The 19,120-nt window shown below is 59.1% G+C and carries 17 protein-coding genes and 4 tRNA genes; 16 read left to right on the plus strand and 5 right to left on the minus strand.

The window, feature by feature from the left end; genetic code table 11:
- The first annotated feature begins 108 nt into the window (after window positions 1-108).
- Together pap and F8N62_RS24360 are read left to right on the plus strand one after the other, a co-directional pair.
- On the plus strand, window positions 109-1,623 hold the full coding sequence (pap, locus tag F8N62_RS24355; protein ID WP_150713061.1) for a polyphosphate:AMP phosphotransferase: 1,515 nt from the start codon (window positions 109-111) through the stop codon (window positions 1,621-1,623).
- Between the two features lie 102 nt (window positions 1,624-1,725).
- On the plus strand, window positions 1,726-2,910 hold the full coding sequence (locus F8N62_RS24360; protein ID WP_150713062.1) for a thiolase family protein: 1,185 nt from the start codon (window positions 1,726-1,728) through the stop codon (window positions 2,908-2,910).
- Window positions 2,911-3,026: 116 nt separating this feature from the next.
- On the opposite strand, the gene F8N62_RS31970 is transcribed toward F8N62_RS24360, so the two are convergent.
- A complete protein-coding gene (locus tag F8N62_RS31970) occupies window positions 3,027-3,221 on the minus strand; it encodes a DUF6316 family protein (protein ID WP_150713063.1) in 195 nt (64 codons plus the stop codon).
- 201 nt (window positions 3,222-3,422) lie between these two features.
- Between F8N62_RS31970 and F8N62_RS24370 the strand changes: the two genes are divergently transcribed.
- On the plus strand, window positions 3,423-4,382 hold the full coding sequence (locus tag F8N62_RS24370) for a DMT family transporter (protein WP_150713064.1): 960 nt from the start codon (window positions 3,423-3,425) through the stop codon (window positions 4,380-4,382).
- A gap of 130 nt (window positions 4,383-4,512) precedes the next feature.
- Here F8N62_RS24370 and F8N62_RS24375 read toward each other — a convergent pair whose 3' ends face one another.
- Window positions 4,513-5,907: a class II fumarate hydratase gene (locus F8N62_RS24375; RefSeq protein WP_150713065.1), complete on the minus strand. Its 1,395-nt coding sequence runs from the start codon at window positions 5,905-5,907 to the stop codon at window positions 4,513-4,515.
- 192 nt (window positions 5,908-6,099) lie between these two features.
- Between F8N62_RS24375 and F8N62_RS24380 the strand changes: the two genes are divergently transcribed.
- The 7 genes from F8N62_RS24380 (at window position 6,100) to F8N62_RS24410 (ending at window position 14,013) form a co-directional block, all read left to right on the plus strand.
- Window positions 6,100-6,627 carry a DUF2059 domain-containing protein gene (locus tag F8N62_RS24380; protein ID WP_150713066.1) on the plus strand — a complete coding sequence of 176 codons (528 nt, stop codon included), beginning with the start codon at window positions 6,100-6,102 and terminating at the stop codon, window positions 6,625-6,627.
- A gap of 12 nt (window positions 6,628-6,639) precedes the next feature.
- Entirely contained in the window at window positions 6,640-6,939 is a 300-nt protein-coding gene (locus F8N62_RS24385; RefSeq protein ID WP_150713067.1) for a BolA family protein, read from the plus strand.
- Between the two features lie 165 nt (window positions 6,940-7,104).
- Window positions 7,105-8,046: a rhodanese-related sulfurtransferase gene (locus F8N62_RS24390; protein ID WP_150713068.1), complete on the plus strand. Its 942-nt coding sequence runs from the start codon at window positions 7,105-7,107 to the stop codon at window positions 8,044-8,046.
- A gap of 3 nt (window positions 8,047-8,049) precedes the next feature.
- On the plus strand, window positions 8,050-8,688 hold the full coding sequence (locus tag F8N62_RS24395; protein ID WP_150713069.1) for a DsbA family protein: 639 nt from the start codon (window positions 8,050-8,052) through the stop codon (window positions 8,686-8,688).
- Window positions 8,681-10,498, plus strand: a complete 1,818-nt coding sequence (locus F8N62_RS24400) for an ABC transporter ATP-binding protein (protein ID WP_150713070.1) — start codon at window positions 8,681-8,683, stop codon at window positions 10,496-10,498. Before F8N62_RS24395 ends, F8N62_RS24400 begins: the two co-directional genes overlap by 8 nt.
- A 215-nt stretch (window positions 10,499-10,713) precedes the next feature.
- Window positions 10,714-13,173 carry an EAL domain-containing protein gene (locus F8N62_RS24405; RefSeq protein ID WP_150713071.1) on the plus strand — a complete coding sequence of 820 codons (2,460 nt, stop codon included), beginning with the start codon at window positions 10,714-10,716 and terminating at the stop codon, window positions 13,171-13,173.
- Window positions 13,174-13,251: 78 nt separating this feature from the next.
- Window positions 13,252-14,013, plus strand: coding sequence for a TenA family transcriptional regulator (locus tag F8N62_RS24410; protein WP_412071983.1), 762 nt, complete (start codon window positions 13,252-13,254; stop codon window positions 14,011-14,013).
- 79 nt (window positions 14,014-14,092) lie between these two features.
- Here F8N62_RS24410 and sugE read toward each other — a convergent pair whose 3' ends face one another.
- The 3 genes from sugE to rdgC form a co-directional block, all read right to left on the minus strand.
- Window positions 14,093-14,407: a quaternary ammonium compound efflux SMR transporter SugE gene (sugE, locus tag F8N62_RS24415; protein ID WP_150713073.1), complete on the minus strand. Its 315-nt coding sequence runs from the start codon at window positions 14,405-14,407 to the stop codon at window positions 14,093-14,095.
- A gap of 119 nt (window positions 14,408-14,526) precedes the next feature.
- Window positions 14,527-15,492: a bile acid:sodium symporter family protein gene (locus tag F8N62_RS24420; RefSeq protein WP_150713074.1), complete on the minus strand. Its 966-nt coding sequence runs from the start codon at window positions 15,490-15,492 to the stop codon at window positions 14,527-14,529.
- Between the two features lie 154 nt (window positions 15,493-15,646).
- Entirely contained in the window at window positions 15,647-16,567 is a 921-nt protein-coding gene (gene rdgC, locus F8N62_RS24425; RefSeq protein WP_150713075.1) for a recombination-associated protein RdgC, read from the minus strand.
- Window positions 16,568-16,727: 160 nt separating this feature from the next.
- Here rdgC and F8N62_RS24430 point away from each other — a divergent pair.
- The 6 genes from F8N62_RS24430 (at window position 16,728) to F8N62_RS24455 (ending at window position 19,081) form a co-directional block, all read left to right on the plus strand.
- Window positions 16,728-16,803, plus strand: a tRNA-Val gene (locus F8N62_RS24430).
- A 19-nt stretch (window positions 16,804-16,822) separates the two neighbouring features.
- Window positions 16,823-16,899 (plus strand) — tRNA-Asp (locus F8N62_RS24435).
- A 188-nt stretch (window positions 16,900-17,087) separates the two neighbouring features.
- Window positions 17,088-17,163, plus strand: a tRNA-Val gene (locus F8N62_RS24440).
- Window positions 17,164-17,182: 19 nt separating this feature from the next.
- Window positions 17,183-17,259 (plus strand) — tRNA-Asp (locus tag F8N62_RS24445).
- A gap of 356 nt (window positions 17,260-17,615) precedes the next feature.
- Window positions 17,616-18,332 carry an FKBP-type peptidyl-prolyl cis-trans isomerase gene (locus F8N62_RS24450; RefSeq protein WP_150713076.1) on the plus strand — a complete coding sequence of 239 codons (717 nt, stop codon included), beginning with the start codon at window positions 17,616-17,618 and terminating at the stop codon, window positions 18,330-18,332.
- Between the two features lie 293 nt (window positions 18,333-18,625).
- Window positions 18,626-19,081, plus strand: coding sequence for a YkvA family protein (locus F8N62_RS24455; RefSeq protein ID WP_150713077.1), 456 nt, complete (start codon window positions 18,626-18,628; stop codon window positions 19,079-19,081).
- The last annotated feature ends 39 nt before the right edge of the window (window positions 19,082-19,120 follow it).

A 19,120-nucleotide genomic window follows, 5' to 3' on the forward strand; every position in this document is an offset into this window, starting at 1 on the left:
GCATCACCCCGTAGGAGCTGCCGAAGGCTGCGATCTTCTGGCCATCTTTACCTCACCGCAATCGTTGAACTTCCGCTAGTCTTGCTCAATCTGGAAAGGGAGCCATCCATGTTCGAATCTGCCGAAATCGATCACGCCATCGACAAAGAAACCTATGAATCCGAAGTGCCGGCGCTGCGTGAGGCTTTGCTCGAAGCGCAGTTCGAACTGCAGCAGCAGAAACGCTTCCCGGTGATCGTTTTGATCAACGGCATCGAAGGCGCCGGGAAGGGCGAGACGGTGAAGTTGCTCAACGAATGGATGGACCCGCGCCTGATCGAGGTCCGCACGTTCGATCAGCAGACCGACGAAGAACTGGCGCGGCCGCCGGCGTGGCGCTACTGGCGGATGCTGCCGGCCAAGGGACGCATGGGCATTTTCTTTGGCAACTGGTACAGCCAGATGTTGCAGGCCCGGGTGCATGGCGTGATCAAGGACCCGCGGCTCGATCAAAGCATCAACGGTGCCGAGCGACTGGAGAAAATGTTGTGCGACGAAGGCGCGCTGATCTTCAAGTTCTGGTTTCACCTCTCCAAGAAACAGATGAAGGCGCGCCTCAAGGCGTTGGCCGACGACCCGCTGCACAGCTGGCGCATCAGCCCGCTGGACTGGCAACAATCGCAGACCTACGACAAGTTCGTGAAATACGGCGAGCGCATTCTGCGCCGCACCAGCCGCGACTATGCGCCGTGGCATGTGATCGCCGGAATGGACCCGCGTTATCGCAGCCTGGCGGTCGGCAAGATCCTGCTCGAAGGCCTGCAAGGCGCCTTGAAACGACCGAAGATTCACCCGGACAAAGTCAGCGCCGCGCCCTTGGGCCCCAGCGTCGATCAGGCGAACCTGCTCGACAGCCTCGACCTGACGCTGCGCCTCGCCAAGGACGATTACGAAGAGCAACTGATCACCGAACAGGCGCGGCTCTCCGGGCTGATGCGCGACAAACGCATGCGCCGGCACGCCTTGATCGCGGTGTTCGAAGGCAACGACGCCGCCGGCAAGGGTGGCGCGATTCGGCGGGTTGCCGCAGCGCTGGACCCGCGTCAATACAGCATCGTGCCAATCGCCGCGCCGACCGAAGAAGAGCGGGCGCATCCGTACATGTGGCGATTCTGGCGCCACCTTCCGGCGCGGGGGAAATTCACCGTGTTCGACCGTTCCTGGTATGGCCGGGTGCTGGTCGAACGTATCGAGGGTTTTTGCAGCCCGGCCGACTGGCTGCGTGCCTACGGCGAGATCAACGATTTCGAAGAGCAGATCACCGACGCCGGGGTGATCGTGGTCAAGTTCTGGCTGGCCATCGACAAGCAGACGCAAATGGAGCGCTTTGAGGAACGCGAGCAGATCCCCTTCAAGCGTTTCAAAATTACCGAGGACGACTGGCGCAATCGGGAAAAGTGGGACGCCTACCGGGGGGCGGTCGGTGACATGGTCGACCGCACCAGCACGGAGATTTCCCCCTGGACGCTGATCGAAGCCAATGACAAGCGCTGGGCGCGGGTCAAGGTCTTGCGCACCCTCAACCAAGCCCTGGAAGAAGCGTTCGAAAAGTCCGACAAGCAGGCGAAAAAGCACAAGAAGTGAGGCGATGGTTACGCATACGCGAGATGAATGATTGTCGCGGTCCGCAAAGGGGGGATTTATGCTCGTTCCACTCTCAACCGACAACAATAAATGAGGTATGCCATGCGTGAAGTGGTGATCGTCGACAGCGTACGGACCGGCCTGGCCAAGTCCTTTCGCGGCAAGTTCAACCAGACCCGTCCGGACGACATGGCGGCTCACTGCGTCAATGCACTGCTGACCCGCTCGGGCATCGATCCGGCCAGCGTCGAGGATTGCATCGTCGGCGCCGGCTCCAACGAAGGCGCCCAGGGCTACAACATCGGGCGCAACGTGGCGGTGCTGTCACGCCTGGGCACCGGCACTGCGGGCATGACCCTCAATCGCTTCTGTTCATCTGGTTTGCAGGCGATTGCGATTGCCGCCAACCAGATCGCTTCCGGTTGCAGCGAGATCATCGTCGCCGGGGGCGTCGAATCCATCAGCCTGACCATGAAAAGCGTCAACACCGACAACCTGATCAACCCGCTGCTGAAAGAGCAGGTCCCAGGCATCTACTTCCCCATGGGTCAGACGGCTGAAATCGTTGCGCGCCGGTACAACGTCAGCCGTGAAGAACAAGACCTGTACGCGCTGCAAAGTCAGCAACGCACCGCTCAGGCGCAGGCGGCCGGGTTGTTCGATGACGAAATCGTGCCGATGGCGGTGAAATATCGCGTCGAAGACAAGGCCACGGGGCAGGTGCAGATCCTCGACGGCATCGTTGATCGCGACGACTGCAATCGCCCGGACACCACCCTGGACAGTCTGGCGGGCTTGAAACCGGTGTTTGCCGAGGACGGTTCGGTCACGGCGGGCAACTCGTCGCAGTTGTCTGACGGTGCGTCGATGACATTGATCATGAGCCTGGAGAAAGCGCTGGAACTGGGATTGAAGCCGAAGGCGTTCTTCCGCGGGTTCACGGTGGCGGGTTGCGAGCCGGACGAGATGGGCATCGGCCCGGTGTTCTCGGTGCCGAAACTGCTCAAGGCCAAGGGTTTGCAGGTTGCTGACATTGATCTGTGGGAACTCAACGAGGCGTTCGCTTCGCAGTGCCTGTACAGCCGCAACCGGCTGGGCATTGATAACGACAAATACAACGTCAACGGCGGCTCGATTTCCATCGGCCACCCGTTCGGCATGACCGGCTCGCGTCAGGTGGGGCATCTGGTGCGGGAGTTGCAGCGACGGGATTTGCGTTACGGCATCGTGACCATGTGTGTGGGCGGCGGAATGGGTGCGACCGGGTTGTTTGAAGCGGTGCGTTAAGCTTTAGAAAGCTGTGGTGATAGTGCTATCGCCTTCGCGAGCAGGCTCGCTCCCACATGTTGATCGCACGCGGTCACCTGTGGGAGCGAGCCTGCTCGCGAAGGGCTCGCCTCGGTCTACCGACCGGCGCTCAACTCCCGCATCCGCTTGATATATGCCTCAATCTCCCGCGCCGCCACCTCAGGGTTTGCAAACGGCCCCTCCAGCGTGTTTTCCCGAGTACTGAAATACAACTCGCCATTGACCCGACACAGTCGGGCACAGCGAAAGCGGGTAGCTGGGGCCTTGTCCTGAGCGCGCATGCCGTACATGGTGGTGTCCTGAGGGTTTGTGGATCCGATGAGCTTATGCATGAACCGCTTACGACGCCTGGCCACCCGATAAACGGCACAGGGTCAATTTTATGTTGCGACCTGTACAGTTTCATTTGCGTCCGGTCGGCAACTGTTCCTGTGTGCCAGCCATCGAGGGGCCTAGAATGACGGTTTTCGCTGTCTGGCTTTGGGGTACGCATGCACATTTCATCCGGTCGCTGGGTTTACGGTCTGTTCCTGGCCTTGTTGACCGCGTTGTTGTGGGGAATCCTGCCAATCAAACTCAAGCAAGTGCTGCTGGTGATGGACCCGGTCACGGTGACCTGGTTCCGCTTGATGGTGTCCGGCAGTTGCCTGTTCATTTACCTGGCCGCGACCCGGCGACTGCCAAGTCGCAAGGTCCTCGGCCCGCGCGGTGGCTGGCTGGTGCTGATGGCGGTGCTGGGCCTGGTGGGCAATTACGTGCTGTATCTGATGGGCCTGAACTTGCTGAGCCCTGGCACCGCGCAACTGGTGGTGCAGATGGGCCCGATCATGTTGCTGATCGCCAGTCTGTTCGTGTTCAAGGAACGCTTCAGCGTAGGGCAGGGCATTGGCCTGCTGGTGCTGCTGATCGGCTTCGGACTGTTTTTCAACCAGCGCCTGACCGAATTGCTCACCTCGCTGACTGACTACACCGCCGGCGTGCTCCTGGTGTTGCTGGCGTCTACGGTCTGGACCTTTTACGCGTTGGGGCAGAAGCAATTGCTGACGGTGTGGAATTCGTTGCAGGTGATGATGGTGATTTACCTGTTCTGCGGGTTGCTGCTGACGCCGTGGGTGCATCCGCTGGAAGCGCTGCAACTGAGTCCGCTGCAAGGCTGGCTGTTGCTGGCGTGCTGCATGAACACGCTGATCGCCTATGGCGCGTTTGCCGAGGCCCTGGCCCATTGGGAAGCTTCACGGGTCAGCGCGACGCTCGCGATCACGCCCTTGGTGACGTTGGCGGCGGTGGCCGTGGCAGCGTGGTTATGGCCAGATTATGTGCATGCCGAGACGATCAATGGTCTGGGGTATGGCGGGGCGGTGTTGGTGGTGCTGGGTTCAGCGCTGGTGGCGTTGGGGCCGTCGTTGATGGCGGGGCTCAAGGCGCGGCGGATGAAGATGGCTGCCAGTTAAACTGTGTCATCGTTCATCGCGGGCAAGCCACGCTCCCACAGGATTTGTGTCGAACACCACATCCGGGATCGACACAAAACCTGTGGGAGCGGGCTTGCCCGCGATGGCTTACTGTCAGGCGCTACAAATCTCAGCCCTTGGCCCCAGCCTCAAGCATATTCTCCGGCCTCACCCACGCATCAAACTCCGCATCCGTCAGGTACCCCAACTGCAACGCCGCCTCGCGCAGCGTAAGGCCTTCGGCGTAAGCCTTCTTGGCAATCTCCGCCGACTTGTCATAGCCAATATGCGGATTCAGCGCCGTCACCAGCATCAGCCCGCGTTCCAGGTGTTCAGCCATTTTCTGCGCGTCCGGTTCCAGACCGGCAATGCAATGCTGCTGGAAGTTACTGCAGCCATCGCCAAGCAAACGGATCGATTGCAGCAAATTGTGGATGATCACCGGTTTGAATACGTTCAGTTGCAAGTGCCCCTGACTCGCCGCAAACGCGATGGCGACGTCGTTGCCCATGACCTGGCAAGCGAGCATTGACAGCGCTTCGCACTGAGTCGGGTTGACCTTGCCGGGCATGATCGAGCTGCCCGGTTCGTTGGCCGGCAGCTTGACCTCGGCGAAACCGGCGCGCGGGCCCGAGCCAAGCAGGCGCAGGTCGTTGGCGATTTTCATCAGGGTCACCGCCAGGGTCTTCAGCGCGCCGGATAAGGTGGTCAGCGGTTCATGCCCGGCCAACGCGGCGAACTTGTTCGGTGCCGTGACGAATGGCAGGCCGGAGAGCGCCGCCAACTCGGCGGCGATTGCTTCGCCAAAACCGTGGGGCGAATTTAACCCGGTGCCGACTGCGGTGCCGCCCTGGGCCAGTTCACAAACCGCTGGCAGCGCGCTGCGGATCGCCCGTTCGGCGTAATCCAGTTGCGCGATAAAGGCCGACATTTCCTGGCCGAAAGTGATCGGCGTGGCATCCATCATGTGGGTGCGACCGGTCTTCACCAGTTTCATGTGCCGCGCGGACAACTCCGCCAACCCGCCGGACAATTCGTTGATCGCCGGCAGCAACTGTTGTTGCACGGCCTGGGCGGCGGCGATGTGCATGGCGGTGGGGAAGCAGTCATTGGAGCTCTGGGAGCGATTGACGTGATCGTTGGGGTGCACCGGCGACTTGCCGCCGCGCGGGTTGCCGGCCAGTTCGTTGGCGCGCCCGGCGATCACTTCGTTGACGTTCATGTTGCTCTGGGTGCCGCTGCCGGTCTGCCAGACCACCAGCGGGAACTGGTCGTCATGGCTGCCGTCGAGCACTTCGTCGGCGGCCTGTTCGATCAGCCGGGCAATGTCGGCGGGCACGTCGCCATTGCGATCATTGACCCGCGCTGCCGCTTTCTTGATCAGCGCCAGTGCATGCAGTACCGCCAGCGGCATGCGTTCCTCGCCGATGGCGAAGTTAATCAGCGAGCGTTGCGTCTGAGCACCCCAGTAGGCCTCATCCGGGACTTCCACCTGGCCAAGGCTGTCGGTTTCGATACGGCTCATCGTGCACACTCCTGTCAGTCTGATTGCGCAGTTTAGGCCGTCATCGCCGGCCGTGGTTCCATCGGTCTGCATTTTGACCATTCAACCCCTCTAATTCAGGCCAGACAAGGCTTGGGGTTGAGTGACACAGTTTTTTAGGCGCAGAATGGACGCCCTTGGGGTTTTACCTCGCCTGCTAGAAAAGGAAACTCGATGACTCGTCTTCGTGCCATCTGTACCGCGGTTGCACTGGTTTGCGCCAGCGGCCCTGTTTTTGCCGATACCGCCAGCCACAATGCCAGTGCCGAGGCTTTCCTGACCCTGGCGCACGCTGACAAATTGGGCACTCCGGTGTACATGCAAGTGCAGCAAATGTTCGCTCAACGCTTTGAACAGACCAAAGCCCCTGAATCGAAGAAAGCCTTGCTGGAAACCTACCAGGCCAAAGCCAACGCCGCTCTGGACCAGGCCATTGGCTGGAAGAAACTGAAGCCGGACATGGTCAAGCTCTACACCACCAATTTCAGCGAATCCGAGCTCAAAGACCTGGTCGCGTTCTACCAGTCGCCACTGGGCAAGAAAGTCCTGGAAAAAATGCCGCAGCTGACCCAGCAATCGGCCCAGATGACCCAAGCCAAGCTGGAAAGCGCGGTGCCTGTGGTCAACAAACTGCTGGCTGACATGACCAACGAGCTGGATCCAAAGGCTAAAGCCGCTGCTCCTGCCCAGAAAAAGCCTTAAGCGGAGTTCGGTATGACCATGCAACAACGCATCGAATCGACGCTGGGCCTGTTACAGCCTGAGCACCTGCAAGTGCTGGATGAAAGCCATATGCACAGTCGTGGGTTGCAAACCCATTACAAGGCCGTGGTGGTCAGCCAGCAATTCGAAGGGCTTAACCGCGTCAAGCGCCACCAGAAAGTCTACGGCACGCTCGGCGAGCTGATGGGCGAGTTCCATGCGTTGGCGCTGCATACCTACACGCCGGAAGAATGGGCACAGCTCGACGCGGCTCCGGCCTCGCCGACCTGTGCTGGCGGCAGCTCGCATTAAAAGCAAAAGATCGCAGCCTGCGGCAGCTCCTACGTTGGAATGCGTGTAGGAGCTGCCGCAGGCTGCGATCTTTTTTGCTAGAATCCGCAACGCGCCGCTCACCCGGCGCGTTTTTTTTCGCATCCGGTTCACCCTTTACGAGGGTAGCCACCTGGAGAATCACCCATGACACAACAGATTGTCGTGGCGGCACTGTATAAGTTCGTCACCCTGGAAGATTACGTCGCCCTGCGCGAGCCCTTGCTGCAGGCGATGGTCGACAACGGCATCAAAGGCACGCTGCTGATCGCCGAAGAAGGCATCAACGGCACCGTCTCCGGCAGCCGTGAAGGCATCGACGGGCTGATGGCCTGGCTCAAGAACGACCCGCGCATGGACGACATCGACCACAAAGAGTCGTACTGCGACGAGCAGCCGTTCTACCGCACCAAAGTCAAACTCAAAAAAGAAATCGTCACCCTCGGCGTCGAAGGCGTGGACCCGAACAAAAAGGTCGGTACCTACGTTGATCCGGAGAACTGGAACGCGCTGATCAGCGATCCCGAAGTGCTGTTGATCGACACCCGCAACGACTACGAAGTCTCGATCGGCACCTTCGAAGGCGCCATCGACCCGAAGACCACCAGTTTTCGCGAATTCCCCGATTACATCAAAGCCAACTTCGACCCGGCCGTGCACAAGAAAGTCGCGATGTTCTGCACCGGCGGCATTCGATGCGAAAAGGCTTCGAGCTACATGCTCAGCCAGGGTTTCGACGAGGTCTATCACCTCAAGGGCGGCATCCTCAAGTACCTCGAAGAGGTGCCGCAGGAAGAGACCAAGTGGCAGGGCGACTGCTTCGTGTTTGATAACCGGGTGACCGTGCGCCATGACCTCAGCGAAGGCGACTACGATCAATGCCATGCCTGCCGCACCCCGGTGAGCGTCGAAGACCGCGCGTCCGAGCACTATGTGGCCGGCATCAGTTGCCCGCATTGCTGGGATAAGCTGAGCGAGAAGACCCGTCGCAGCGCCATCGACCGGCAGAAGCAGATCGAACTGGCCAAGGCGCGCAACATGCCTCACCCGATCGGCTACAACTACAAGCAAACTCCTTCCGAGGCTTGAACCATGTCAGTGCGCCGCCTGCTCTATGTGATGGACCCGATGTGTTCCTGGTGCTGGGGCTTTGCGCCGGTGGCCAACGCGCTGGTCGAGCAGGCGCAGGCGGCGGGCGTGGAGGTGCATCTGGTGGTGGGCGGTTTGCGCACCGGCAGCGGATCGGCGCTGGAGCCGACCACCCGGCGCTACATTCTTGAACATTGGCAGGCGGTCACCGAGGCCACCGGCCAACCGTTCAAAATCGAGGGCGCGTTGCCTGAAGGCTTCGTCTACGACACCGAACCCGCCTGTCGGGCGTTGGTCACTGCGCGTAGCCTGGCACCAGATTGCGCGTGGACACTGTTGGGTTTGATTCAGCATGCGTTTTACGCTGAAGGTCGCGATGTGACGCACGCCAGTGTGCTCGTCGAGCTGGCGGAGCAGGCCGGTGTGCCGCGCATCGAATTCGCCGCCGCGTACGACCGCGCCGATCAGCACGCCGCGACGGCGGCCGATTTCACCTGGGTACAGGACCTCGGCATCGCCGGTTTCCCCACGTTGCTGGCAGAACGTGACGGCCAATTGGCCTTGTTGACCAATGGCTATCAGCCCCTGAGTGTCCTCTCACCGTTGCTCGGCCGCTGGCTGGAGCGCGCTGCCTGTGCATGACCTGCCGGACGACGTCTCAACCGCTCCCCGTGTCGACCGTCTGAGCTGGGCGGAAATCCGTCGCCTGGCCCTGCATCACAAAAAAGCCCTGTGGATCGCCAACGGTGTGGCCGTGCTGGCGACCTTGTGCAGCGTGCCGATTCCCTTGTTGCTGCCGCTGCTGGTGGACGAAGTGCTGCTGGGCAACGGCGACACCGCGCTCAAGGTCATGAACCACGCGCTGCCCGAGCACTGGCAGAAAGCGGCGGGTTACATCGGCCTGATGTTGCTGGTGACCTTGTTGCTGCGCTGCGGTGCGTTGTTGTTCAACGTGGTGCAGGCCAAGCTGTTTGCGGCGTTGGCCAAGGACATCGTGTACCGCATTCGCACACGACTGATCGAACGGCTCAAGCGCATCTCGCTGGGTGAATACGAAAGCCTGGGCAGCGGCACGGTGACCACGCACCTGGTCACCGACCTGGACACCGTGGACAAATTTGTCGGCGAAACCCTCAGCCGATTCCTCGTCGCCATGCTCACGCTGGTCGGCACTGCGAGCATTCTGATGTGGATGCACTGGAAGCTGGCGCTGCTGATCATGCTGTTCAATCCGCTGGTGATCTATGCCACGGTGTTGCTCGGCAAGCGGGTCAAGCACCTGAAGAAACTCGAGAACGACAGCACCTCGCGCTTCACCCAGGCACTCACCGAAACCCTCGACTCGATTCAGGAAGTACGCGCCGGCAACCGTCAGGGCTTTTTCCTCGGTCGTCTTGGCCAACGGGCGCGTGAGGTCCGCGATTATGCGGTGACCTCGCAGTGGAAAACCGATGCCTCAAACCGTGCCAGCGGCTTGCTGTTCCAGTTCGGTATCGACATTTTTCGTGCGGCGGCGATGCTCACCGTGTTGTTTTCCGACCTGTCCATCGGCCAGATGCTCGCGGTGTTCAGCTACCTGTGGTTCATGATCGGTCCGGTGGAACAGTTGCTGAACCTGCAATACGCCTATTACGCCGCCAGTGGTGCACTGTCGCGGATCAACGAATTGCTGGCCCGCGCCGACGAGCCCGAATACCCGGGCGGTATCGACCCGTTTAACGGTCGCGAAACCGTGGGCATCGAAGTTCAGGGGTTGAGTTTCGGCTACGGTGACGAACTGGTGTTGAATCAGATGGACCTGTCGATTGCGCCCGGTGAAAAAGTCGCGATCGTCGGTGCCAGCGGCGGTGGCAAAAGTACCCTGGTGCAGTTGCTGCTGGGGTTGTATACGCCGCTCGCCGGGACGATCCGCTTCGGCGGTTCGACCCAGGAGGAAATCGGGCTGGAGACCGTTCGGGAAAATGTCGCCGTGGTCCTGCAGCATCCCGCGCTGTTCAACGACACCATTCGCGCCAACCTGACCATGGGCCGTGAGCGCAGTGACGATGCCTGCTGGGCGGCGCTGGAAATTGCCCAGTTGCACCAGACGGTCAGCGAACTGCCCAACGGCCTCGACAGCATCGTCGGCCGTTCCGGCGTGCGTTTGTCCGGCGGCCAGCGCCAACGCCTCGCCATTGCGCGGATGGTGCTGGCCGAGCCGAAAGTGGTGATCCTCGACGAGGCCACTTCAGCGCTGGATGCGGCGACCGAATACAACCTGCACCAGGCGCTGGCGCGATTCCTGAGCAATCGCACGACGCTGATCATTGCGCACCGGTTGTCTGCGGTTAAGCAGGCAGACCGGGTGCTGGTGTTCGACGGCGGGAAAATTGCCGAGGACGGCGACCATCAGCAATTGATCGCCGAGGGTGGTTTATACGCCAAACTCTATGGGCATTTGCAGCAGATCTAAGTCCGCCTCCCCACGTAAGCAAAGTGAACGGTGCAGCAGGCTCAAGGTCTGTTCAAAAGTGTGTGCCCGATCACCCGGTTGCGCCACGCGACGCTGTTACTATGCTGGTTTCGGGTACAAGCTTTCCTGGCTTGCCTAGAGTGATAACCCATCCTAGGCTAGCCTTAGCGATTTCGTCCGGACGACGATCAAGCAGTGCTAAAAATAGGGACCTCATGAATCAAACGCGGACTCTCGGAACGCCACGGTTGCTGGGCATCGTCTGGCCATTTATCGCCGTAGTGCTGTTTCAAGCCCTGTTGGGTGGTGTCAGCCTGTACGTTTTGTCGGCGGTGCGGGGCTACGTGGCAGGTGAAAGTCTTTGGTCAAAGGGCCAGAAAGACGCCATCTATTACCTCAATCTCTACGCCGACAGCCGCGATGAGACGATTTTCAACCAATACCGCAATTCGATCGCCGTCCCCCAGGGTGGTCATGAGTTGCGGCTGGCACTCGATCAACAGCCGCCGGATATCGGCGCCGCTCGCCAGGCAATTCTCAAGGGCGGCAACCACCCCGACGACGTCTCCAGCCTGATCTGGCTGTACCTTAACTTCCGACACTTCACTTACCTCGAGAAAGCCATCGATCTGTGGACGGTGGGCGACGGGTATCTGGTGCGTCTGGATGATGTCGCTCGGGACATGCACCAGCGCATCTCGGCCAGCCAGGCCTCCGAGAGCGATATCAAACGCTGGAAGAATCAGATTTTCGCCATCAACGATGAAGTGACGCCGGCAGCGAAGGCCTTCAGTGATGCCTTGGGCGAAGGTTCGCGGGTCATTCTGCGCCTGCTGCTGGTGACGAACCTCGCCACCGCGCTGGGCCTGATTGTCCTGGCCCTGATGCGCACGCACAAATTGCTCAAGCAGCGTCACGCCTTTGCCGATGCGCTGCAGTTGGAGAAAGACCGGGCGCAAATTACCCTGCAGTCGATTGGCGATGGCGTGATCACTACGGACGTCGAAGGCGCAATCGCCTACATGAATCCAGCGGCGGAAGCGTTGACGCACTGGAAAGCGGAACAGGCGACGGGCCTGCCCCTGGCCGCGTTGTTCAATCTGCTGGACGAGAACGCCCAGACCGATGGCTTTACGCTGATCGAGCACATTTTGAGCGGTCAGCTCAGCGGCGGCAGCGAACATTCAAAACTGATTCAGCGGCTGGATGGCAGCACGGTGTCGGTCACGCTGGTCGGCGCGCCGATCCGCAATGCCGGCAAAGTCAGCGGCACCGTGCTGGTCCTGCACGACATGACCCAGGAGCGGCAATACATCGCCAATCTGTCCTGGCAGGCGACTCACGACGCCTTGACCGGCCTCGCCAACCGCCGCGAGTTCGAGTATCGCCTCGAACAGGTCCTGCACAACCTGACCCGGCAGCCGGGGCGTCACGCGCTGATGTTCCTCGATCTGGATCAGTTCAAACTGGTCAACGATACCTGCGGCCACGCGGCGGGTGACGAGTTGCTGCGCCATATCTGCGCGCTGTTGCAATCGGGTTTGCGCGAGGGCGATACCCTGGCCCGGCTGGGCGGTGACGAATTTGGCATCCTGCTGGAGAATTGCTCGCCGGAAGCCTCGGAAAAAATCGCCGAAGGCCTGCGTCAGACCGTGCAGAACCTGCACTTTGTCTGGAAGGGGCGGCCGTTCGTGACCACCGTGAGCATCGGGCTGGTGCATGTAAACCAACAGCCGACCACCCTTGAAACATCCCTGCGCGCTGCCGATATGGCCTGCTACATGGCCAAGGAAAAGGGCCGCAACCGGGTGCAGGTCTATCACGCCGATGACTCGGAACTGTCCCTGCGCTTCGGCGAAATGGCGTGGGTGCAGCGCTTGCACATGGCGCTAGAGGAAGACCGCTTTTGTCTGTACTCCCAGGAAATTGCGGCCATTGGTCATGTTGACCCGGGTGGCGGGCATATCGAAATTCTATTGCGCCTGCATGACGAGGCCGGGCGCATGATTCTGCCCGACAGCTTTATTCCTGCGGCAGAGCGTTATGGGCTGATGACGTCGCTGGATCGCTGGGTCGTGCAGAACGTATTCAAGATCATTGCCCAATGTATCGCTGAAAAGCGCAAAGGGCCTTTGGCGATGTGTGCGATTAATCTGTCAGGCACTACTATCGGAGATGAAGCGTTTCTGGACTTCCTTCGTGAACAGTTCATAACTTATGCCATTCCTCCTGAAATGATTTGTTTTGAAATCACTGAAACCAGCGCCATTTCCAATCTGGGCAGTGCAATCAGATTTATTAATGAGCTCAAAGGCTTAGGTTGCCATTTTTCGCTAGACGACTTTTGCGCCGGAATGTCCTCGTTCGCTTACTTGAAACATTTGCCTGTAGACTTCCTGAAGATCGACGGGAGTTTCGTAAAGGATATGCTGGACGACCCGATTAACCGAGCCATGGTCGAAGTGATCAATCACATCGGTCATGTCATGGGTAAGCGAACGATTGCAGAGTTTGTTGAAACACCCCAGATTGAGCAGGCATTGCTGGAGATAGGGGTGGATTACGCTCAAGGCTATGTCATTGAGCGGCCAAGTCTGTTTACCTGCGAAAGTTTGCAAAGTCGTCCTGCCAGGCCTCAACCCTTGTTATTCAAGGCGCCTGGCACATTCCGTTGAAATCTCTTGCTGATCCTTACAATCACAATCAAAAGGAACCCGACAGTGATCGACTCATTCAACCGAACCGGACCCCTCATGGAAGCTGCAAGTTATCCCGCCTGGGCTCAACAGCTCATTCAGGATTGCAGCGAGAGTAAACGCCGGGTTGTCGAACATGAACTGTATCGGCGCATGCGCGATAACAAGCTTAGTGCCAAGACCATGCGTCAGTACCTGATTGGTGGCTGGCCAGTGGTCGAACAGTTCGCGTTGTATATGGCACAAAACCTGACCAAGACGCGCTTTGCCCGCCATCCCGGCGAGGACATGGCGCGTCGCTGGTTGATGCGCAACATCCGCGTGGAATTGAACCACGCCGATTATTGGGTGCATTGGAGCCGTGCTCATGGCGTGAGCCTGGAAGATCTGCAAGCGCAACAGGTCGCCCCGGAGTTGCATGCCTTGAGCCACTGGTGCTGGCACACCAGTTCCTCGGATTCGCTGATCGTTGCCATCGCGGCTACCAACTACGCCATTGAAGGTGCGACCGGCGAATGGTCAGCGGTGGTTTGCTCCACGGGTGTGTACGCGGCAGCGTTCCCCGAGGAAGATCGCAAGCGCGCCATGAAGTGGCTTAAGATGCACGCCCAGTACGACGATGCCCATCCATGGGAAGCACTGGAAATCATCTGCACGCTGGCGGGGATGAACCCGAGTAAATCCCTGCAGGTGGAGCTGCGTCAGGCCGTTTGCAAAAGCTACGACTACATGTTCCTGTTCCTGGAACGCTGCATGCAGCTCGAGCATGCGGAAAAGGCCCCGGTCGCGCGTGAACGCATGGCGCTGGCTGAAAGCTGATCCGTTGTTCACCGCATAAAAAAGCCCGCTTCCCCGGTAACGCCAGGGGAGCGGGCTTTTTCGTATCGACTGCCGGTAATCAGGTGCTGACTTTCAGTCCAATCAGCCCGGCAATGATCAGCGCCACACTGGCGAGCCTGAACAGCGCCATGGATTCACCAAACAGAATGATCCCGGCGATGACCGTGCCGACTGCACCCACGCCTGTCCAGATGGCGTAGGCGGTGCCCAGCGGCAACTCCTTCATGGCAAGCCCGAGCAGACCCAGGCTGATGATCATGGCGCCAACGGTCAATGCGGTAGGGAGAGGGCGGCTGAAGCCGTCGGTGTATTTCAGGCCGACAGCCCAGCCCACTTCAAACAGGCCGGCAAAAAACAGAATGATCCAGGACAAGAGAGACCTCCATCGATTGACGGGGTCGTCCCCGGATTAATGGCTCGAACGAGCAGCGAGGTCGTCCACGCATTGCGCAACATAGTGCCCATCATTAAACCGGCGATCAAGTTGGCGAATCAGTCAGTGACCTGCCGCGCCGCGGTTTCCCGATCTTCTTTCTCGCTCATCCGGCGGAAATACGTCGAAAGCAAGGCCCCGGAAATGTTGTGCCACACGCTGAACAACGCACTTGGCACCGCCGCCAGCGGTGAGAAGTGCGCGCTGGCCAGCGCAGCGCCTAATCCGGAGTTTTGCATCCCGACTTCCAGGGCCAGGGTTTTGCGCTGGGCCAGTGGTAATTTGAACAGGTGTCCGGTGAGATAGCCCAGCAGGTAACCAAAGCTGTTATGCAGCATCACCACGGCCATGATCAGCAGCCCGGATTCGGCAATCTTCGCCTGACTGGCGGCGACCACCGCTGCCACGATGATCACGATGCTCACCACCGAAACCAGTGGCAAAACCTCGACGGCGTATCGAGCCCGGGCACCCAGCACGCGCTGCGCGACTAAGCCCAGCACGATGGGTAGCAGAACGATCTGTAGAATCGACCAGAACAAGTCCATGAACGAGACGGGCAGCCAGGCCGATGCGAGCAGCCAGATCAGCGCCGGGGTCAGCAGAGGGGCGAGCAACGTGGTGATGGCAGAGATGGCTACCGCCAAGGCAAGGTCCCCTCGCGCCAGCCAGGTCATGACGTTGGATGAGGTGCCACTTGGGCAGCAGCCGACCAGAATCACCCCGACAGCTATTTCCGGTGGCAGGCTGAATACCTGGCATAGCAACCAGGCCATGCCAGGCATGATTACGAACTGGGCGATGACGCCGAGCGCGACACGCCATGGGTGGCGAGCGACTTCGGCGAAGTCTTCGAGTTTGAGGGTCAGGCCCATGCCGAACATCACTAGGCCCAGCAACGGTACGATGGCGCCTTTCAGGCCGATGAACCATGCCGGTTGCAGGAATGCCACGACGGCGAAAATCAGTACCCAGTAAGCGAAGGTGTTGCCGACGAAGCGACTTAATGCAGCCAGTGCACGCATGGCCTGATCCTTATTTTAAGTAGCACCACAAAAACCTGTAGGAGCGAGCTCGCTCGCGAAAAACGTGAAGGATGGCGCGCTGCTGTCTGGAGAAACACGTCGCTCTCAAGTTCATCGCGAGCGAGCTCGCTCCTACAGTAGAGATCACCTGCCTTTAGATCCCTTGCGGCAGCTCTTCACCGCCCAACGCTTCAACCAGCGCCGGCAGGAAATCGCCGAAGGTCAGCATCATCAGGGTAAAGCTGGCGTCCAGCTGGCCGAGGGCTTCTTCGCCGCCGTCCTGTTCCGCCTGATCCTGTAGCAGGTCTTCAAACTTCAGACGCTTGACCACCATCTTGTCGTCGAGGACGAAAGACAGTTTGTCCTGCCACGCCAGGGACAGTTGAGTCACCACTTTGCCGGTGCTCAAATGCAGCTGGATTTCTTCGCTGGTCAGGTCCTGACGCTTGCAGCGCACGATGCCGCCGTCTTCGTGGGTGTCGCGCAGTTCGCACTCGTCCAGCACGAAGAAATCGTCCGCGGCTTTCTGAGTGGTGACCCATTCGGTCATGGTCGCGGTCGGGGACATTTTTACGGTCAGCGGGCGTACCGGCAGCGTGCCAATCACTTCGCGCAGCGTAGACAGCAAGTCTTCGGCACGTTTCGGGCTGGCCGAGTTGACCAGGATCAGACCTTGTTTCGGGGCAATGGCGGCGAAGGTCGACGAGCGACGGATAAAGGCGCGAGGCAAGAAGGCCTGGATGATTTCATCCTTGATCTGGTCGCGTTCCTTTTTGTAGACCTTGCGCATTTGTTCGGCTTCGATCTCGTCGACCTTTTCCTTGACCGCGTCACGCACAACGCTGCCCGGCAAGATGCGCTCTTCCTTGCGAGCGGAGATCAGCAGGAAGTCGCCGCTGACGTGCACCAGAGGTGCATCTTCGCCTTTGCCAAATGGCGCGACGAAACCGTAGGTGGTCAACTCCTGGCTTGCACAGGGACGCGCCAGTTTGGTGGCCAGTGCAGTTTCCAACGCCTCGGCATCAAAAGGCAGATCTTGGGTCAGGCGATAGATAAGCAGGTTTTTGAACCACATGGGGCGAGTCTCTCCTTTATACAAAGTGGGGCATTATTCTCTTCGTGGCGCCATAGGCCAACCCTTCTCTAAGCCTTTGGAAGGCCTGAAAAAATTATTTAAGAAAGTGCTTGCCAGAGGTGAGGTCGCTCCGTAGAATGCGCGCCACACCGAAAGTGAAGGGTGATTAGCTCAGCTGGGAGAGCGTCTGCCTTACAAGCAGAATGTCGGCGGTTCGATCCCGTCATCACCCACCATTCGCTTCAAGTGTTACGCGCAGCGGTAGTTCAGTCGGTTAGAATACCGGCCTGTCACGCCGGGGGTCGCGGGTTCGAGTCCCGTCCGCTGCGCCATATTCGGTAACCTGGAACGCTGAACGCCAGGTCACCACGGAAAAGCCCGCTCACGCGGGTTTTTTTCTGCCTGAAGTTCCTGCAGGTTGCATCGTTTCATTGGTTTTCAGATTTTTTTGAGATATTTATCAATTAAATCAACATGTTATGAAAAACTGTGGCACAATGCGCCCCGCAACGAAGGTAAAGGGTGATTAGCTCAGCTGGGAGAGCGTCTGCCTTACAAGCAGAATGTCGGCGGTTCGATCCCGTCATCACCCACCATTTACGTTCAACGCTACGCGCAGCGGTAGTTCAGTCGGTTAGAATACCGGCCTGTCACGCCGGGGGTCGCGGGTTCGAGTCCCGTCCGCTGCGCCATATTTGGTAACCTGGAACGCTGAACGCCAGGTCACCACGGAAAGCCCGCTTATGCGGGCTTTTTTTCGTCTGGAGTTTTTCTTCAAGAGGGCGGCGAGGGCTTCGCCGGAACACCGCATCGTCCCTGTGACAGGGGCCCCTTTGCGACCCTGCGAGAGCAAGCTCCCTTGCCGCAGATTGCCTGTCATGTGGGACGAAGATGACAGAAGCTTCATCGTCCGATCCCGGAAATGCGTTAAAACACCTGAACTTATCAGAAGTTTCCTGCTCTCATGCCGGTAGCCATTGGTCGTGGCCGCCTGATAAGCTCGCGGCTTTACTCGATTGCCCTTTAGGCGCATGAACAAGGAAATAGCATGAAACAGCATCGGTTGGCGGCGGCGGTGGCCCTGGTTGGCCTGGTACTTGCGGGTTGTGACTCGCAAACCAGCGTAGAGCTGAAAACCCCGGCGCAAAAAGCTTCCTACGGGATCGGCCTGAACATGGGCAAGAGCCTGGCTCAGGAAGGCATGGATGATCTTGACTCCAAAGCCGTCGCTCAAGGCATTGAAGACGCCGTCGGCAAGAAAGAACAGAAGCTGAAAGACGAAGAGCTGGTCGAAGCCTTCGCCGCACTGCAAAAGCGTGCTGAAGAGCGCATGGCCAAAATGAGTGAAGAGTCGGCCTCCGCTGGCAAGAAATTCCTCGAAGACAACGCCAAGAAAACCGGTGTCACCACCACCGCTTCCGGCCTGCAATACGAAGTGGTCAAAAAGGCCGATGGCGCGCAGCCCAAGCCGACCGACGTAGTGACTGTTCACTACACCGGCACCCTGAGCAACGGCACCGTTTTCGACAGCTCCGTCGAGCGTGGCAGCCCGATCGATTTGCCGGTCAGCGGTGTGATTCCAGGTTGGGTCGAAGGTCTGCAACTGATGCACGTTGGCGAGAAGTACAAACTGTACATTCCTAGCGAACTCGCCTACGGTGCCCAAAGCCCTAGCCCGGCGATTCCAGCCAACTCGGTGCTGGTGTTCGACCTGGAACTGCTGGCAATCAAAGATCCTGCCAAGCAAGACGACGCTGCCAAGTAATCTGCGTCTGATCTGACAACAACGCCTCGCTTATGCGGGGCGTTGTTGCATCTGGCGTCCGACGAGGGTAAACAAAGCGAACCGATGCTGCAGGCCGCAGTCATAGCCATTGAGGGCGCCTGCACTAGCCGCGCGAGAGCGCCAAGTCAATGAAATATTGGGTTTTTTTATGTGAGTAAAAAACGCCCGATCTGAGCCGGGCCCTTATGAAACGGGCCTTTCAGCCGTGAAATAAGGCTCTGTTCACAAGGTTATCCACAATTTGTGTGGATAACATTTCAGCGGGAGGAAAGATGAAAGCACCCTGGAATTTCGCTCGGTTCCTGCCATTGGCCGGACGCCTTCTTGCTCGCGGTCGTTTGCCGACTTTGCTCTTCGCGGTGGCCAGTAAAGGGGCCAGTCAAGGCAACCGGTTGGGCAAGCTCAAAGACGACCTGCGTCTGTTGCAGGCGTTGTGCCTGGCCTACTGGCGCGGTGAGTACCGGGCCATCAGCCCGAAAGCGCTGATCTCGGTAGTGGCGGGCCTGATGTACTTTCTGAGTCCGGTGGATGCGATTCCGGATTTCATTCCGATGTTTGGCATGCTCGATGATATCGCCGTGCTCGCCTGGCTGATGAAAGTGCTTGATGACGAACTCAATGCCTTTCGTGCCTGGCGCAAACGGCAGTTACCGGAGAAGCTCGCGGTGGTCGAGCGCCTGCCGGATACCCCCGCGCAACTTCAGCTTCAGCGCCCGAAAAAAACCTGAGCTGATTCAGGGCCTTTCCTTTATTCATACCCCCGCGAC

Source organism: Pseudomonas fluorescens, from assembly GCF_902497785.1.
GTDB classification, from domain to species: domain Bacteria; phylum Pseudomonadota; class Gammaproteobacteria; order Pseudomonadales; family Pseudomonadaceae; genus Aquipseudomonas; species Aquipseudomonas fluorescens_BO.

Excerpts from the sequence above, each read along its gene's own strand:
- F8N62_RS24370 (WP_150713064.1), top strand. The coding sequence starts at position 3,423 with ATGCACATTTCATCCGGTCGCTGGGTTTACGGTCTGTTCCTGGCCTTG.
- F8N62_RS24380 (WP_150713066.1), top strand. The coding sequence starts at position 6,100 with ATGACTCGTCTTCGTGCCATCTGTACCGCGGTTGCACTGGTTTGCGCC.
- F8N62_RS24405 (WP_150713071.1), top strand. The coding sequence starts at position 10,714 with ATGAATCAAACGCGGACTCTCGGAACGCCACGGTTGCTGGGCATCGTC.
- pap (WP_150713061.1), top strand. The coding sequence starts at position 109 with ATGTTCGAATCTGCCGAAATCGATCACGCCATCGACAAAGAAACCTAT.
- F8N62_RS24450 (WP_150713076.1), top strand. The coding sequence starts at position 17,616 with ATGAAACAGCATCGGTTGGCGGCGGCGGTGGCCCTGGTTGGCCTGGTA.
- F8N62_RS24410 (WP_412071983.1), top strand. The coding sequence starts at position 13,252 with ATGGAAGCTGCAAGTTATCCCGCCTGGGCTCAACAGCTCATTCAGGAT.
- rdgC (WP_150713075.1), bottom strand. The coding sequence starts at position 16,567 with ATGTGGTTCAAAAACCTGCTTATCTATCGCCTGACCCAAGATCTGCCT.
- F8N62_RS31970 (WP_150713063.1), bottom strand. The coding sequence starts at position 3,221 with ATGTACGGCATGCGCGCTCAGGACAAGGCCCCAGCTACCCGCTTTCGC.
- F8N62_RS24385 (WP_150713067.1), top strand. The coding sequence starts at position 6,640 with ATGACCATGCAACAACGCATCGAATCGACGCTGGGCCTGTTACAGCCT.
- F8N62_RS24420 (WP_150713074.1), bottom strand. The coding sequence starts at position 15,492 with ATGCGTGCACTGGCTGCATTAAGTCGCTTCGTCGGCAACACCTTCGCT.
- F8N62_RS24455 (WP_150713077.1), top strand. The coding sequence starts at position 18,626 with ATGAAAGCACCCTGGAATTTCGCTCGGTTCCTGCCATTGGCCGGACGC.
- F8N62_RS24395 (WP_150713069.1), top strand. The coding sequence starts at position 8,050 with ATGTCAGTGCGCCGCCTGCTCTATGTGATGGACCCGATGTGTTCCTGG.
- F8N62_RS24360 (WP_150713062.1), top strand. The coding sequence starts at position 1,726 with ATGCGTGAAGTGGTGATCGTCGACAGCGTACGGACCGGCCTGGCCAAG.
- F8N62_RS24390 (WP_150713068.1), top strand. The coding sequence starts at position 7,105 with ATGACACAACAGATTGTCGTGGCGGCACTGTATAAGTTCGTCACCCTG.
- F8N62_RS24375 (WP_150713065.1), bottom strand. The coding sequence starts at position 5,907 with ATGAGCCGTATCGAAACCGACAGCCTTGGCCAGGTGGAAGTCCCGGAT.